The sequence below is a fragment of the Calidithermus timidus DSM 17022 genome, assembly GCF_000373205.1.
Taxonomy (GTDB): domain Bacteria; phylum Deinococcota; class Deinococci; order Deinococcales; family Thermaceae; genus Calidithermus; species Calidithermus timidus.
On record NZ_KB890688.1, the window covers coordinates 471,255 to 486,855 of the forward strand.

Annotated in this window: 17 protein-coding genes; 16 read left to right on the forward strand and 1 reads right to left on the reverse strand. The window is 68.2% G+C overall.

Annotation, left to right across the window (positions count from 1 at the left end):
* The first annotated feature begins 3 nt into the window (after positions 1 to 3).
* From B047_RS0105480 to B047_RS0105495, 4 genes are all read left to right on the forward strand, one after another.
* Positions 4 to 699 (forward strand): response regulator transcription factor, encoded by a 696-nt coding sequence (locus tag B047_RS0105480; RefSeq protein ID WP_245533701.1) that lies wholly within the window; start codon positions 4 to 6, stop codon positions 697 to 699.
* Complete coding sequence (locus B047_RS0105485) at positions 696 to 1,994, forward strand: sensor histidine kinase (protein ID WP_018465957.1); 1,299 nt, start codon at positions 696 to 698, stop codon at positions 1,992 to 1,994. Before B047_RS0105480 ends, B047_RS0105485 begins: the two co-directional genes overlap by 4 nt.
* Before the next feature lie 97 nt (positions 1,995 to 2,091).
* On the forward strand, positions 2,092 to 2,796 hold the full coding sequence (locus B047_RS0105490) for a VIT1/CCC1 transporter family protein (protein WP_026234614.1): 705 nt from the start codon (positions 2,092 to 2,094) through the stop codon (positions 2,794 to 2,796).
* 8 nt (positions 2,797 to 2,804) lie between these two features.
* Positions 2,805 to 3,443, forward strand: coding sequence for a GNAT family N-acetyltransferase (locus B047_RS0105495; RefSeq protein WP_018465959.1), 639 nt, complete (start codon positions 2,805 to 2,807; stop codon positions 3,441 to 3,443).
* A 163-nt stretch (positions 3,444 to 3,606) separates the two neighbouring features.
* Here B047_RS0105495 and B047_RS0105500 read toward each other — a convergent pair whose 3' ends face one another.
* Positions 3,607 to 4,347 (reverse strand): GntR family transcriptional regulator, encoded by a 741-nt coding sequence (locus tag B047_RS0105500; protein WP_018465960.1) that lies wholly within the window; start codon positions 4,345 to 4,347, stop codon positions 3,607 to 3,609.
* 116 nt (positions 4,348 to 4,463) lie between these two features.
* On the opposite strand from B047_RS0105500, the gene B047_RS0105505 reads away from it, so the two are divergent.
* The 12 genes from B047_RS0105505 to B047_RS0105560 are packed head-to-tail and all read left to right on the forward strand — an operon-like array spanning position 4,464 to position 15,592.
* Positions 4,464 to 5,618 carry an ABC transporter substrate-binding protein gene (locus B047_RS0105505; protein WP_040779232.1) on the forward strand — a complete coding sequence of 385 codons (1,155 nt, stop codon included), beginning with the start codon at positions 4,464 to 4,466 and terminating at the stop codon, positions 5,616 to 5,618.
* 3 nt (positions 5,619 to 5,621) lie between these two features.
* Positions 5,622 to 6,476 carry a branched-chain amino acid ABC transporter permease gene (locus B047_RS0105510; protein ID WP_018465962.1) on the forward strand — a complete coding sequence of 285 codons (855 nt, stop codon included), beginning with the start codon at positions 5,622 to 5,624 and terminating at the stop codon, positions 6,474 to 6,476.
* Entirely contained in the window at positions 6,463 to 8,145 is a 1,683-nt protein-coding gene (locus tag B047_RS0105515) for a branched-chain amino acid ABC transporter ATP-binding protein/permease (protein WP_018465963.1), read from the forward strand. Before B047_RS0105510 ends, B047_RS0105515 begins: the two co-directional genes overlap by 14 nt.
* Positions 8,142 to 8,840, forward strand: a complete 699-nt coding sequence (locus tag B047_RS0105520) for an ABC transporter ATP-binding protein (RefSeq protein WP_018465964.1) — start codon at positions 8,142 to 8,144, stop codon at positions 8,838 to 8,840. Before B047_RS0105515 ends, B047_RS0105520 begins: the two co-directional genes overlap by 4 nt.
* Entirely contained in the window at positions 8,837 to 9,259 is a 423-nt protein-coding gene (locus B047_RS0105525; protein WP_018465965.1) for a nuclear transport factor 2 family protein, read from the forward strand. Before B047_RS0105520 ends, B047_RS0105525 begins: the two co-directional genes overlap by 4 nt.
* Before the next feature lie 8 nt (positions 9,260 to 9,267).
* Positions 9,268 to 10,062 carry an SDR family NAD(P)-dependent oxidoreductase gene (locus tag B047_RS0105530; protein WP_018465966.1) on the forward strand — a complete coding sequence of 265 codons (795 nt, stop codon included), beginning with the start codon at positions 9,268 to 9,270 and terminating at the stop codon, positions 10,060 to 10,062.
* Entirely contained in the window at positions 10,059 to 11,426 is a 1,368-nt protein-coding gene (locus tag B047_RS0105535; protein WP_018465967.1) for an FAD-binding oxidoreductase, read from the forward strand. The genes B047_RS0105530 and B047_RS0105535 overlap by 4 nt, the downstream gene beginning before the upstream one ends.
* Entirely contained in the window at positions 11,419 to 11,826 is a 408-nt protein-coding gene (locus tag B047_RS0105540; protein ID WP_018465968.1) for a VOC family protein, read from the forward strand. Before B047_RS0105535 ends, B047_RS0105540 begins: the two co-directional genes overlap by 8 nt.
* Before the next feature lie 35 nt (positions 11,827 to 11,861).
* Positions 11,862 to 12,881, forward strand: coding sequence for a VOC family protein (locus B047_RS0105545; RefSeq protein ID WP_026234615.1), 1,020 nt, complete (start codon positions 11,862 to 11,864; stop codon positions 12,879 to 12,881).
* A 10-nt stretch (positions 12,882 to 12,891) separates the two neighbouring features.
* The gene (locus B047_RS0105550; RefSeq protein WP_018465970.1) at positions 12,892 to 13,653 is read left to right on the forward strand and encodes a cyclase family protein; all 762 of its coding nucleotides are present in this window, start codon (positions 12,892 to 12,894) and stop codon (positions 13,651 to 13,653) included.
* A 2-nt stretch (positions 13,654 to 13,655) separates the two neighbouring features.
* Entirely contained in the window at positions 13,656 to 14,591 is a 936-nt protein-coding gene (locus B047_RS0105555) for an amidohydrolase family protein (protein WP_018465971.1), read from the forward strand.
* On the forward strand, positions 14,588 to 15,592 hold the full coding sequence (locus B047_RS0105560; protein ID WP_026234617.1) for a fumarylacetoacetate hydrolase family protein: 1,005 nt from the start codon (positions 14,588 to 14,590) through the stop codon (positions 15,590 to 15,592). Before B047_RS0105555 ends, B047_RS0105560 begins: the two co-directional genes overlap by 4 nt.
* Positions 15,593 to 15,601 lie beyond the last annotated feature (9 nt).

Genomic DNA, 15,601 nt, shown 5'->3' on the forward strand with positions numbered 1-15,601 from the left:
GCCATGCTAGAGGAGCCTATGCGGGTGCTGCTGGTAGAAGACGACCCCCGGCTGGCCGCGCTCATCACCGAGGGTTTGCGCGACGACGGGCTGATGGTGGACCATGCCCCCAACGCCGCCATCGGGCGGGGCATGGCCGAGCTGGAGACCTACGACCTCTTGATTCTGGACGTGATGCTGCCCGAAGGGCCCCAGGCCGGCTTCGCGCTGGCCCGCATGCTACGTAACCAACGGGACAAGACCCCCATCCTCTTCCTCACCGCCCGGGGGGATGTGGACTCCAAGCTCACCGGGCTCGACAGCGGGGGCGACGACTACCTGAGCAAACCCTTCGACTTCCGCGAGCTGCGGGCCCGCATCCGCGCCCTGGTGCGGCGGGCCAGGGGCGAGGCCACCAACCTGATTCCACTGCCCCGGGGCTACACCCTCGACCTGGCGGCCCACCAGGTGCTCAAGGACGGCCAGCCGGTGCCCCTCACCCCACGGGAGTACGCCTTGGTGGAGTGCTTTGGGCTGAACCCGGGGCGGGCCTATAGCCGCAACAGCCTGATCGAGCGGGTCTGGCCGGGGGAGAGCGAGGTGGACACCAAGGTGGTGGACGTCTACGTCTCGAGCCTGCGGCGCAAACTGGGCGAGGATTTTATCGAGACGGTGCGCGGGTTGGGCTACCGCCTGGGGCGGCTGGAGGAGAGCCTTTGAGTCTGCGGCTGCGCCTGACCCTGTACTACGGCCTGGTGCTGGTGGCTTTTTTGCTGCTGAGCGGGGTTGTGGTCTATGGGGTTTTTCACGCAGCGCTGCACCAGACTCTGGATGAGTCCCTGCAAGAGACCGCCATCCTCACCGCTGCGGAGATTCGGCTCGGCACGGCCTCTGACGGAGGCTCCAGCCGGCTACAAAACCGTTTACCGGGGGTCACCGCGCTCACCGTCTACGACGCCCAGGGGCGGCCGCTTTGGCAGCTGGGGGAGCCCTGGGTCGAAGTTGAGCTCAAAACCGGCTTCCTGAGCGTACAGGGGACGCGGGTCTACAACCACCCCCTGCCGGACGGTGGGGTGGTGCAGGTGATGCGCTCGCAGCAGGAGGCTGTGAATACCCTGAGCCGAACCCAAAAAACCTTGCTGCTGGGGCTGCCGGTGCTCTTTGTGGTGGCTCTGGGGGTGGGGTATCTGCTGGCCGACCGTTCGCTGCGCCCGGTGGATCAGGTCACCCGGCTGGCCGGGGCCATCGCCGCCTCGGGGCGGTACGGGCAGCGGGTGCCGGAGAGCCCCGGGCAAGACGAGATGGCCCGGCTGACCCGTACCTTCAACGCCATGCTGGGCCGCCTCGAGCGCACCATCGAGCGCGAAAAGGCCTTCGCCCTGGCCGCGGCCCACGAGCTGCGCACCCCCTTGAGCCTGCTGCAGGGTCGGGCCAGCCTGAGCTTGGAGCGGCCCCGCACCCCCGAGCAGTACCGCGAGGCCCTCGCGGAGATCGCCCGCACCGCCGAGGATCTGGCCCAGGTCATCGAAGCCCTCCTGCTGCTAGCCCGCACCCACGCGCCCTTCGAGCCCGAGCCGGTGGAGCTCGACCTGCTGGCCCTGGAGGTTCAGGAGCAGCTGGAGGGGCTGGCCAAGGAGAGGCAGGTGCGCTTGGTGTTGGAGCTCGAGCCCACCCCCTACCGAGGCCATCCCTTCACCCTGCGCACCGCCATCGCCAACCTGCTCTCCAACGCCATCAAGTACGGGCCGGTGGGCGGGCGGGTTTGGCTGCGCACCCGGCGCGAGGGAGCGCGCGCAGTGGTGGAGGTGGCCGACGAGGGGCCGGGCATTCCCCCCGAGCAGCTCGAGCGTCTCCTGCAGCCCTTCCAGCGCGGCGCGGGCACCCAGGGGGTGCGGGGGGCCGGCCTGGGCCTGACCTTGGTCATGGCCATCGCCGAGCAGCACGGGGGGCGCCTTAGGTTGGAGCAAGCCCCCGAGGGGGGGCTACGGGCCCGGCTGGAGCTGCCAGAGCCCTGATTGTGTGTGAGCCGGGTGCAGGACTCCCCAAGGGCGGAGGGTGCTGAAGTGGGGCTTAAATACGATAGCTGGAGGGGATTTTCCACGGAGGTACCTTGTGCCTAAAGCTCATATCGAGCGGCATTTTTCCGGCTCTGAGACCGTACGGGATGTGGTCATCGGGATGTCCGATGGCCTTACGGTGCCCTTTGCCCTGGCGGCGGGACTGGCTGGGGCGGTAGATTCCAACTTCGTGGTGCTGGTGGCGGGGGTTGCCGAGGTGGTGGCCGGCTCCATCGCCATGGGCCTGGGTGGGTACCTGGCGGCCCGCACCGAGGCCGACCACTACCAAGCCGAGCTGGCGCGCGAAGAGCGGGAGGTGCGCGAGCTGCCTCAGGCCGAGATCGAGGAGGTGCGGGCGGTCTTCCGTCGCTACGGTCTGGAAGGGGAGGCCCTCGAGCAAGCCACCCAGGCCATAATCCGCGATCCTAAGGTCTGGCTCAGCTTCATGATGCAGGAGGAGCTGGGCCTGGAGGAGCCTGACCCCAGGCGGGCGCTGCGCAGCGCCCTGACCATTGGGGGTTCGTATGTGGCGGGTGGGGCCATCCCCTTGCTTCCCTACCTCTTGCCGCTTTCCATCGGGCAGTCCTTACTGCTGAGTGCAGGGATAACGCTGGTGGCCCTGGGAATTTTTGGAGCTTTCAAGGCCCGCTTTACCGGACTCCCCCTTTTGAAAGGGGCCTGGCAAACCGTGCTGGTCGGGGGTTTGGCCGCCGGCGCGGCCTACGGCCTGGCCAGGCTGGTGAGCGGTTTTTCCGCCTAGGAGCTGCCATGCCCCCCCAGCTTCGCCCTGCCCTTCCCACCGACCTTGCGGCCCTCACCGAGGTGGCCTACGCTACCGGCTTTTTTGGCCGTTCGGCGGAGGTCTACTTTCCGGCCAAGCGGCTCTTCGGCGAGCTCTGGGTGGGGCCCTACCTGGGGCCTGCGGGAGGGTGTGGTTTGGTGCTCGAGGAAGGGGGTCAAATTTTAGGCTACGTGCTGGGCGCGCAAGACCCCCTGGCCTACCGCCGATACTTCCTGCAAGGGCTGCCCCGCTGGCTGCTCCAGGCGGCCCAGGGTCGTTTTTCAGGGCTCGAGGCCAGCCTGCGCTTCCTCTTGCGCGCCCTGCGCTACCCCAGCAAGGCCGCTCCCAATAGGCTTTTTCCTGCCCATCTGCACCTCAACCTTCTGAGCGGGGTGCGGGGCCAGGGCTGGGGCGAGCGGCTCCTGCGGGCGCACCTGGCCTGCCTTCAGCAAAAAGGCTTGCCCGGTGTCCAGCTCTCCACCACCGAGGAAAATCGGGCGGCCCTGGGGCTCTATCAGAAGCTGGGCTTCCGGGAGTACGCCCGCTGGACGAGCCCCCTCTGGGCACCCTGGCTGGGGCGCCCGGTGGTGCACCTGACCCTGGTGCTGCCGCTTGGAGGGGATTAGTCCGGTACCCGTTCCCGCATCAGCATCCCCGGTTGTAGTCGTACTCAAACCCTGTCTGGCAATGGTTGTAGTCGTACTCAAACCCTGTCTGGCAATCCATCACTAGTTGAATCTTTAGCTCCCAGCTTACGTTTACTAGAGCAGTACTACTTCTTCAGCAAGTCTAGCGTGTACCAAATTGCAGTGCGGTTGAGGAATCCGACATTATGGTTTCCAGTACGGTGTTGAGCTTTTCCGAAACATATCCGGGCGCTAACTGGGCAAACACCGCCAGCGCGGTGTGGGCGTAGTGGCGGGCCATGCATCTTACGGCGGCTTCCACATCACGCTGGACAGCCGCATCCAACATAGCCCGGTGTTCGGCCTGGCGGAGCTGGCCCCGCTCGGGGTGGGCATGGAAAAACGAAAGGCGGTAGCGCTCGGCGTGGTCAAAAAGCCGGCCAATTTCCTCCACCCAGCGGGGGCCTGCTGCCTGCACAAATCGCAGGTGGAAGGCCCGGTGGGGGCCGTCTAGGCGCTCGATGTCCTGGGTGCGGATGTAGTGCTCCATCTGGGCGTATAGGCCTTCCAGCTCGGCGAAGTCCTCGGGTGTGAGCCTGGGCACGGTAAGGCGCATGGCCATGGCCTCGAGGGTGATGCGCAGGGTGTAGATTTCCTCCGCGTCGGAGACGGAGAGCGCGGCAATGCGCACCCGACGGTTGGGTTCCTGCAACACCAGCCCTTCCCGCTGCAAGAGGCGCAGGGCCTCGCGCAGGGGGGTGCGGCCTACCCCTAGGTCGCGGGCTAGCTCGAGCTGGCTGGTGACCTGGCCTGGGGCCAGGAGGCCGCGCAGGATGGAGGCCCGCAGCCGGTCGTGGATGTGCAGCATGTTCTGGCCGTCACGGCTGGGGGGGGCTTTCTCCATGGCTTCATCCTAGCATTGTTGACACAAAAACGTAAAGTGTATATAGTTCTACTAACTGTAGACATAAGTAGGCCAGTAGAAACAGCACCTGTTGGGATTCCCAGAAGGAGGAGGCCATGTGGAAATCTTGGCGAGCGGGCGTTTGGGCGTTGGCGTTGAGCTTGGGCGGGCTGGGCCTAGCCCAGCCCCAGCCCATCCGGGTGGGGTTTATCGGGGGGCTGAGCGGGGGGTTCATCCAGCCCGAGCCGCCGCGCATCGTGCGGGCCTACTTTGAACGGGTGAACGCCCAGGGGGGCATCCAGGGGCGCAGGCTCGAGCTGTACGTAGAGGACGACAAGACCGACCCCGCCGCGGCCAGCCAGGCTGCCCGGCGGCTGGTAGACAGCCTGGGAGTGGTGGCCCATGTGGGCAGCGCCAGCGCGCTGGACTGCAGCGTGAACGGGGCCTTTTACGTGCAGCGGGGTCTGGTCTCCATCCAGGGCACCGGGGTAGATCCCCTCTGTTTCCGCAACCCCAACATCTCCGCGGTGAACACCGGGCCTTTTGTGGCCACTACCCTGGTGTTGCAGTACGCCGCGCAGAACCTGAAGAAGGACAAAATCTGCGCCTTCTTCACCCAGCTTCCGGGCCTCGAGCCCGCCTACCGCGAGGCGGTGGCCGAGTTTGAGCAGCTCACCGGGAAGAAAATCCTCCTGCAGGATTACAGCTACAAGCCCGGCGACGATCCTACCCCGCTGGTGTTGCGGGTGCGGCAGGTTGGGTGCGAGGCCACCCTGTTTGCTGGGAGCGATGCTTTTGCCATCTCCTGGATGAACGCGGCTTTGGCCCAGAACCTCCTGCGGGCCACCCAGTGGCTCTTCCTCCCCTCCACCTACACCGAGGCCTTCGCCCGGGCCATGGGCTCCCGGGCCAACGGGGTGCAGGTGGCCTCCGAGCTCGAGCCCTATCTGGGCAACAGCCCGGCGCTCAACGACTGGCGTGAGCTCTCCCGCCAGAACAACATCCCCCTCACCTCCTTTAGCCTGGCCAGCTACCTGGCGGCAGAGATCTTCGTCAATACCCTGAAGACCATCCAGGGGGAGATCACCCGGGAGAGCGTTACCGCGGCCTTCAAGCGGATGCCGCCCTACCGCACCCCCCTGCTGGGCGACCCCTACACCTTCGGCGACGCCCCGACCCACCGCTCCAATCAGAGCATCAAGATGCTCGAGCTGCGCGATGGGGCCTACCGCATAGCCTACCCGGGCTGGATTCGCCTGCAACGCCGGTGAGCCATGCTGCAAGCTGCCTTGGCCGGTCTGCTCTCGGGAGGTGCCTACGCTTTGCTGGCGGTCTGCTTGGTGCTCCTCTACCGCATGACTGGCACCCTCAACTTTGCCCTAGGGGCCATGGGGGTCTTCGGTACCTTTGTGATGTTCAGCCTCCACGAGGGGGGCAGGCCCCTGGGGCTGGCGGTGGGGCTGGGCCTTTTGACCTCGGTGGGAATCGGTGGCCTACTGGGCTGGGCCATGGCCCGCTGGTTTGCCGAGGCCCCCTTGCAGGTGCGCTCGAGCGTGACCATCGCCTACCTCATCGCCCTCCTCACCCTGGGCTTCTGGATTTTCGGTACCAACCCCAAGCCGGTGCCCCACCTGGTGGGCTTTGGCGGGGTGGAGCTGCTGGGCCTGCGCATTCCCTTCGCCACGCTGGTTACCCTGGGCCTGGCCGGCCTTCTGGCTTTGGGGGTGGCGCTCTTTTTGCAGCGTACTCGGGCTGGCATCTGGCTGCGGGCCCTGGCCGAGCGGCCCACCGCCGCCGAGCTCCTGGGGGTGCCGGTGCAGGTCCTGACCGTGGGGGTCTGGGCTTTTGCCGGCGGGGTCTCGGCCCTAGCCGTCATGCTCATCGCCCCCAACCGCTCGCCGGAGTTTGGGGTGCTCTCCTTGCTGGTGCTGCCCGCCATGGCCGGGGCCCTAGTGGGCCTCTTCCGAAGCTTCCCGCTGGCGCTGGTGGGGGGACTCGGCATCGGGCTCATTGAGGGGGTGGCCTCGAGCCTGCCCATCGCCCCTTACCGGCAGGCCCTTTGGTTCTTGGTGATGCTGGCGGCGTTGCTCTGGTCGCAGCGCAAGGAAGTGTGGGATGCGGCGCGTTAGTGGGTGGTTCTGGATTGGCCTGCTGGTGTTGGTGGTCCTCCCAGGGCTGCTTCCCAGCTACTGGCTCTTTTTGGCCACGGGGATTCTCATCGCCAGCCTGCTCACCTGGAGCCTGGGGTTGTTGAGCGGAATGGCCGGGCTGGTCTCGCTCTGCCAGCTCTCGCTGGCCGGGGTGGGGGGCTGGGTGGTGGCCTACTTCAACGCCAACGAGCTGCCGGTACCCTTCGTGCTGCAGGTGCTGCTTGGGGCCGCGGCGGCCCTGGGTGTTGGGGTTCTTATCGGCCTGCCCTCGTTGCGGGTGCGTGGAGTGCACTTGGCCGTGGTCAGCCTGGGCTTTGCCGCGGTGGCCGATCTGGCCTTCACCCTGCTCAACTTTCCCGGTGGGGTCATCGGCAAGCCGGTGGTGCGGCCCGGCCTGCTGGCCTCCGATGCGGCCTACTACTGGTTCTGTCTGGGGGCGCTGCTGCTGTGCCTGGGTCTGGGCCTGTGGCTCTCCCGCAGCCGCATGGGCAGCGCCTGGCGGGCGGTCAAGCACTCCGAGCGGGCCGCTGCGGCCATGGGAATCGACGTGAGCGGGTCCAAGCTCTGGGCCTTCGCCATCAGCGCAGGGATGGCCGGGCTGGCCGGGGGGCTTTTGGCTGGGCTTCTGGGGCTGCTCTCGGCCAGCAACTTCGCCCCCACCGGCTCGCTGGTTCTCTTTGCCAGCGCGGTGATGGTGGGGGCCCACTACCCTGCCGGGGCCCTGCTGGCTGGAGGGATGAGCTGGCTGATTCCCGAGGCCCTGAGCCGACTGGGCCTCTCGCAGAACCTGGGCAACCTGTTCTTCGCCTTCGGGGTTCTGATGGCCCTCAAGGCCGGAGGGGGCGTCTTTGAGGTGGCCGCGCGCAAGCGGGCCCGGCCTGTGGTTACCCGGCCCCTTGCCCCCAGCCCAAGCGGCCCCACGCGGCCCGGCCAACCCGGCCCTAAGCCCGTGCTGGAGGTGGAGAACCTCTCGGTGAACTACGGCACGGTACAGGCCCTTTCCCGGGTGAGCCTCACCCTGCGTGAAGGACAGGTGCTGGGCCTGATTGGGCCCAATGGGGCGGGCAAGTCGAGCCTGGTGGATGCGGTGAGCGGCTTTGTGCCCTACCAGGGTCAGGTGCGGCTTTTGGGGCAGCCCCTGGAGGGGCTTTCCCCCAGCCGGCGGGCCCAAGCTGGGCTGCGCCGCAGCTTCCAGCAAGACCGCACCATCCCCGAGCTAAGCGCGCGGGCCTACCTCGAGCTCGCCGCAGGCCGAACCCTTACCCCTCCTGAGCTGGCCGAGGCCCTGGCCTTCGCCGGGCTGGAAGACCCCGAGGCCCCCCTCTATGCCCTGGACGTGGGCACCCGGCGGACGCTGGAGGTAGCCAGCATCCTGGCTGCAAGGCCCAAGACAGTGCTTTTGGACGAGCCCGCCGCCGGCCTCTCCGCTGCCGAGAGCCATGCCCTGGCCGAGCGCATCGCCCAAATTCCGGCGCTCTACGGGGCGGCGGTGCTCCTTATCGAGCACGACATGGAGGTGGTGCGGCGGGCCTGCGGCGAGGTGGTGGTGCTGGACTTCGGGGCGGTGCTGGAAGTGGGGCCTACCGCCGAGGTGCTCGCCAGCCCCAAGGTGGTGGCGGCCTACCTGGGCGAGGAGGTGGCGGCGTGAGCCTGGAGGTGCAGGGGCTCGTGGTGGCCCGGGGCCAGGCCCCGGTGGTACGGGGGGTGAGCTTCAGCGTGCCGCCGGGGGAGGTAACGGCGCTTTTGGGCCCCAACGGGGCGGGCAAGACCACCCTGCTCGAGGCCCTCTCGGGCATCCTGCCGGTGCAGGAGGGGGAGGTGCGGCTTTGGGGGGTGCGGGTGGAGCGGGCCTCCCGGGTGGCCCGGGCCCGGGCCGGCCTGGCCCATGTGGAACAAGGCCGGTCGGTTTTTCCCAGCCTTACGGTAGAGGAGAACCTCCGGGTGGGGGCCAGGGCCGGTCTGGAAGAAGCTTTCCACCTCTTTCCCGAACTGGAAAAGCGCCGGTGGGTTCCGGCGGGCCGGCTTTCGGGCGGAGAACAGCAGATGCTGGTGCTGGCCCGCGCCCTTCTGGGCCGGCCACGGGTGCTGCTCTTAGACGAGATGTCGCTGGGCCTAGCCCCCCTGGTGGTGCGGCGGCTGATGGAGAGCGTGGAGCGCCTGGCCCAGGCCGGGCTGGCGGTGCTCCTGGTGGAGCAGTTTGCCCATCTGGCCTTAGGCATCGCCCGTCAGGCCTTGGTGATGAGCCAGGGGCGGCTGGTCTACAGCGGCCCGGCCCAGGCCCTGCTGTGCGAGCCCAGCTTGCTGCAGGAGGCCTATTTGGGCCGGCTGGAGGTGGGTGCATGACCCGTGAGCACTACGCGGCCTACATCCGGCGTTTCAACGCCCAGGATCTGAGCGTTTTTGAGGAGTTCCTCTCGCCGGAGGTGCGGGTGCTCAACGGCACCCTGGAGCTGCTGGGCCGCGAGGCCATGCGGGCCCACTACGCCCGCATCTGGCGCACCTTCCGCGAAACCCTGGAGGTAGAGCGCTGGGTGGGGGACGGCGAGGGGGTAGCGGTGCAGATGAAGGCCCACTTCGAGGCCCTGCGGGACGACCCCGCCTCGCCCTTTGGCCCTGTGGTTGCCGGTGAGCGCTTTGAGTTTGAAGGCCTCATCCTATACCGGGTGCAGGACGAGCGCTTCACCGAGATTCGGGTGGCCTACAACCGCTTCACCCACACCGACCGGGAAGGGCGCAAGCGGGAGCTGGGCATTCCCCACTAGGAGGCAAGGTGAACCTTCCCCCGGCTGCCAACCCCAAAGCCCGCTCGAGCCGCCTAGAGGGCAAGGTGGCAATTGTGACCGGTACCGGCAGCGGCATTGGCAAGGCCTGCGCCCTGATGTTTGCCCGCCACGGGGCCAGCGTGGTGGGCTGCGACCTAGACCCCCAGGCGGCCCAGGCCACCCTGGAGGAGGCCCGGGCCGAGGGCCTGGTGCTGGAGAGCCTGCATCCCTGCGACCTGACCCGGCCCGAGGAGGCAGGGCGGCTGGTGGACTTCACCCTGGAGCGCTTTGGCCGCCTCCAGATTCTGGTCAACGCCGCGGCCTGGGCGGCCTTCAAGCCGGTGGAGGAGCTGAGCTACGAGGAGTGGAGGAAGACCCTAGCAAGCGAACTCGACCTGGTTTTTCTGCTTTGCCAGGCGGCCTGGCCTTACCTCAAGCGGCAGGGTGGGGCCATCCTCAACTTCGCCTCGGCCAACGCCTACCGGGTGCTGGAGAGAAGCCCTGCGCTGGCCCACTGCGCGGGCAAGGGCGGGGTGCTGGCCCTGACCCGGCAACTTGCGCTGGAGGGGGCGCCTTTTGGTATCCGGGCTAACACCATCTCCCCCGGACTGGTGGTGACCGGGGCCACCCGGCCGGTCATCGCCGACCCCGAGATACACGACCTGTGGCTCAAGGAACACATGCTGGCCCGCTTCGGTACCCCCGAGGACGTGGCCTGGGCGGCGGTTTTCCTGGTCTCGGACGAGGCGAGCTGGATTACCGCCGCCGACCTTGCCGTAGACGGAGGTACAAGGGCGCTATGAGCTTCAAAGGAAGGGTCTACCGAAAGGGCGAGCCCGGCTACGAGGAGGCCCGCGTGGGGCGCATCTTCAACGGACGCAGCCCCGAGCGTTCCCCCGAGCTGATCGTCTTTGCCGAGGACGAAGAGGACGTGGCGCAGGCGGTGCGGCTGGCCCGGGCCCAGGGCCTACGGCTGGCGGTGCGGGCCGGGGGGCATAGCTGGGCGGCCTGGAGCCTGCGGGAAGGTGCTTTGCTCCTCGACCTCTCCCGCCTCCAGGGGATGGCCTACGACGAGGCGACCGGTGTGGTGGCGGTGGCCCCCGCGGTTCAGGGCGGGGCGACGCTGGCCCCTTACCTCGAGGCCCGCGGGCGGATGTTCCACGGCGGGCACTGTCCCACGGTGGGGCTGGGGGGCTTTTTGCTCCAGGGGGGCATGGGCTGGAACTGCCGCGGCTGGGGCTGGGCCGCCGAGGCGGTGGTGGGGCTGGAGGTGGTCACCGCCGAGGGCGAGCGGGTGCGGGCCAATGCCAAAGAGCACGCCGACCTCTACTGGGCCGCGCGGGGCGCCGGGCCGGGCTTCCCCGGGGTGGTGACCCGCTTTTACCTGCAGACCCGTCCCTTGCCTAGAGCCCTCACCCAGACCACCCACGTCTACCCCCTGGATTGCACCGCCGAGGTGCTGGCCTGGCTGCAGGAGGTGCACGCCCAGGTGGACCCCCGGGTGGAGCTGGTGGCCTTGAGCCTGGTTCCGCCTGGTTTTGGCGAGCGGGCCCTGGTGGTGCACGGTCTGGCTATGGTGGATAGCCCGGCGGAGGGCCGGGAGGCTTTGGCCCCGTTGGAGACAAGCCCGGCTTTGGGAAAGGCCCTGCTCCGCCAGGTGGCCGAGCCCACCTGCTTCGAGGACGAGCGGCGCGAGCAGCTAAGGCAGAACCCCGAAGGGGCCCGCTACGCGGTGGACAACGCCTGGCTTCAAGGCCCCCCGGAGGCGGTGGTGCCCCGCTTGGTGGAGGCTTTTACCACCCCGCCCACCCCTGAGACCTTCGCCCTGTGGTTCAGCATGGCCCCGCTGCGCCCCCTGCCGGATATGGCCCTGTCCTTGCAAAGCGAAATCTACTTCGCCCTGTACACCATCTGGCGCGACCCCGCCGACGACGCGCGCTGCCGGGGGTGGCTGGCCCAGCAGATGCGGCGCCTCGAGCCCGTCACCCTGGGCCAGTACCTGGGCGACTCCGACTTCACCACCCGCTCACTGCGCTTTATGCGGGAGGAGAACTGGGCGCGATTGCAGGCCATCCGGGCTCAGCGCGACCCGCTGGGGCTTTTTGTGGGCTACCTGACCAACGACGAGCGCAGGTTGAACCGCAACCCTTGGGAGGATCATGCTTGAGCTTCGCCCCCATCACCTGGGCCTGAGCGTGCCCAACCTGGAGGAGAGCATCGCCTGGTATGAGCGAACGCTGGGCTTTGCGCTGGAGAAGACCCTCTACCTGGGGGCCATCCCGGCCCGGGTGGCCTTTTTGCGGCGGGGGGAGTTCCGCCTGGAGCTCTTTGAGGTGCCCGGGGCAAAGCCCCTGCCCGAGGAGCGCAAGACCCCCCACGCCGACCTTAAGACCCACGGCACCAAGCACCTGGCCTTTGCGGTGGAGGATGTGGAGGCGGCGGTGAGGGAACTCGAGGGGCGGGGGGTAGAAGTGGTTATGCGGGCCCGCATCGAGGGTGGCCCCATGGCCTTTATCCGTGATAACGCAGGGAACTTGCTCGAGCTGGTGCAGGTTTCCTCGTTTTGAGGAGGTTGGTATGCCGAAGACCCATAGGAGGAGCCATGCCTAGGTGCCTTTTGTCCCAGTTGGTCCATGCAGAACTCATCACCCCGAAGCTCGAGGAGTCCTTGGCCTTCTTTACCCAGATTGGCGGGCTCTACCTGGTGCACCGCGAGGCGGAGCGGGCCTACCTGCGCTGCTGGGGCGACCACTACACCTACAGCCTGATTCTGACCCAAGGGGAGCTGCCTGCCCTGGGCCACGCAGCCTGGCGCACCTGGAGCCCAGAGGATCTGGAGCAGGCCGTGCGCAACATCGAGGCCAGCGGGGTACAGGGGGAGTGGGTGGAGGGAAGCTTTGGCCACGGCCCGGCCTACCGCTTCCGGGCCCCAGGGGGGCACACGTTGGAGCTGCTCTGGGAGGTGGAGCGCTACCAGGCCCCGCCCGAGCGGGCCTCCACCTACCCCGAGCGGCCCCAGCGCTTTACCGGCGGGGGGCTGGAGCCGCGCCAGCTCGACCACCTGACCGTAGCCAGCAGCGACCCCTACCGCGATGCGGAGTGGTTCCGCCGGGTGCTGGGCTTTCGCTTCATGTGCTACAACGGCCTGGAGGACAACCCCGACTTGGTGGTCTTCGCCATGGTCACCACCAACGAGAAGAACCACGACCTGGCCTTCGCCAAGGACATGTCGCCCATTCCCGGCCGGCTGCACCACCTGGCCTTCTGGGTGGACAACCGCGAGCTGCACCAGCGGGCCGCCGACCTGTTGCTGGAGGCGGGGGTGCCGCTGGAGTACGGCCCCGGCATCCACGGCATGGGCGAGCAGACCTACCTCTACTTCCGCGAACCCGGCGGCCTTCGCATCGAGGTGAACACCGGCGGGGTGCGCAACTACGTGCCGGACTGGGAGCCGGTGCGCTGGCGGCCCTCCCAGGGCTCCAACACCTTCTACCGCAACACCGCCATGCCCGACTCCATGCTGGAAGCCTTCCCGCCCGCCGAGAAGGTAGCCGCCGCCGACCTCGAGCTCGTCCCCGACAGCCAGCAGCCCAACCCCTGGGGCAAGCGCGGCCTGGGGTAAGGAGAGGCGCATGCCCCGCTTCGTCGACCTCTCGGCCCCCATCCAGGCCACCCCTCCCGAGATGCCACCCTTTCAGCGCATCAGCATCGAGTTCTCCGACCACAAGGCGGGCCTCGAGGAGGTGCGGACCCTTTTCGGTCTGGGCCCCGAGCACCTGCGGCGGGGGGAGGCCTGGGCGGTGGAGACCATCACCCACCTGGGTACCCACAGCTCCACCCATGTGGACGCGCCCTATCACTACAACTCGGTCATCGGTGGGGAGCCGGCCCTCCGCATCCATGAACTGCCGCTGGAGTGGTTTTTCGCCCCAGGGGTGGTGCTGGAGTTCCGTCACAAGGCCGACGGCGAGGCCATCACCCAAGCAGAGGTGGAGGCCGAGCTGGCGCGCATCGGCCACGTCCTGCGGCCTTTGGACATCGTGCTCATGCGCACCGGGCGGGATGCTTTCTACGGGGCTCCCGACTACTGGACAAAAGGCCCTGGGGTCAGCGTGGAGGCCACCCGCTGGCTCTTCGACCAGGGGGTGCGGGTGATGGGGATTGACGCCTGGGGTTGGGATCGGCCCCTGCACTTGCAGGCCAAAGAGGCTCGGGAGCAAAACCGGCCCGGCATTTTCTGGGCCGCCCACCAGGCCGACCTGCCCTACGCCCAACTCGAGCGCCTGTGCAACCTGGGAGCCCTGCCCAGCAGCGGCTTTAGGGTGGCTTGCTTCCCCCTGCGCATCGTGGGGGCCAGCGCTGCTCCGGCCCGGGTGGTGGCCATTCTGGAGTGAGCATGCGCCTCGACCTGCACGGACACCTCGAGCCCCCTCCTTACACCGCGGCGGTGGCCCGGGCCCTGGGGCCGGCCCCGGTGCCGCCTTGGACGGTGGAAGAGCAGCTCGAGATGATGGCCCGCTACGCGATTGCCGCCACCGTGGTCTCGCTGCCTCCGCCAGGGGTCTTCCTGGGCGACGGGGCCCAGGCCCGCGAGCTGGCTCGCGCTACCAACGAGTTTTACGCGGCGCTCCTGCGCCAGCATCCCCGCCGCTACGCGGCCCTGGCGGCCCTGCCGCTGCCTGACGTGGAGGCCGCGTTGGCGGAGCTGGCCTACGCCCTGGACGTCTTGGGGCTGGACGGGGTGGCCCTCTTCACCCAGGTGGGGGGGCGCTACCTGGGGGATGAACTTTTCGAGCCGCTTTGGGCTGAATTAAACCGGCGGGAGGCCTATGTCTTCGTCCATCCCACCCTGCCCCCCTACCCGAACCCCCTGCCCAGCCTGCCCATCTGGCTACAGGAGTTTCCCTTCGAGACCACCCGGGCCATCGCCCACCTGCTCTACTCGGGCGCCCTCCACCGCTACCCCCGTATCCGCTTCCAGTTCGCCCACTTGGGCGGGGCGGCCCCCTTCCTGGCCCACCGCCTGGCCTCGCTGGTGGAGCGGGCCCCGGCCTCGCTGAACCTGGCCGAGCGGGTGCCCGAGGGGCCCCTGGCCTACCTGGCCCGGCTCTACTACGACACCGCCCTCTCTAACCATGCCCCGGGTCTGGCCGCGGCGCTCGAGGTAGCCCCCCTGGAGCGGCTGGTCTTCGGCACCGACTGGCCCTACGCGGCCCTGCCCGCAGGCCCCGACCCCGCGCCAGGGCTCGATTACCTGGGCCCCGCGCGGGCCCAGGTGGAAAGCGCCCACGCCCGGGCCTTGGTGCCCCGACTTTTTGAGGTGAATCCATGAGAATCGCCCGTATGGAATTCCCTACCCTCGACGGCCCCGAGGTGCGCATCGTGGTGGCTTCTCGGCAGGAGCCAGGCCGCTGGGTGGATGTGCGCACCGCGCTTCGGCTGGCCTTTGAGCGCCGCGGGGCCACCCCGGCGGCAGCCCGCCGGCTGGCCCAGGCCCTAGCACCCGGCAGCCTGAGCGCCGCACTAGAAAACGGCGAGGCCTTTATGGAGGCCTTAGCCCAGGCCGCCGAGGACACCTGCGAGGAGGCCCTGGCCCCCGAGGGCGGGCGGTTGGTGGCCCCCATAGACCCCAGCCTCTACCGCGACTTCCTCTCCTTCGAGGTGCACTTCACCAACGCGGCCCGCCTGCACAACCACGGGGTGGCCCCGGTGCTCTACGAGATGCCCGTGGGCTATATGGGCCACCACCTGGCCTTCATCGGCCCCGAGGAGACCGTGCCCTGGCCCTTCTACGCCAAGGAGTGCATGGACTTTGAGCTCGAGCTCGGCATCGTAGTGGGGCGTGGAGGGCGCAACCTGCGCCCGGAGGAGGCCACGGGGCACATCTTAGGCCTCACCATCCTCAACGACTTCAGCGCCCGCGACATCCAGCTCCGCGAGATGCAGGGCCGGCTGGGGCCGGCCAAGGGCAAGCACTTTTGCAACGCGGTGGGCCCGGTCATCGTGACCTTGGACGAACTGCCCTCACGCGACCTTCGGATGACCGCGCGGGTCAACGGCGAGGTCTGGTCGAGCGGGCAGAGCGGCACCATGCTGTGGTCGCTGGAGGAGCTGGTGGCCTGGGCCTCGGCAGGGGAGCCCCTGCCCGCTGGGGCCCTCTTGGGTAGCGGGACGGTGGGCTTTGGCTGTGGGATGGAGCTCCAGCGCTACCTGAATCCCGGCGACCTGGTGGAGCTCGAGGTGGAAGGCATCGGGGTGCTGCGCAACCGGCTGGGCCAGCCCCCCGCCGAGGGCTGGTGGCCCAGCCCCAAGACCCCCAGCATTCAGGTGTAGAGGTAGGTG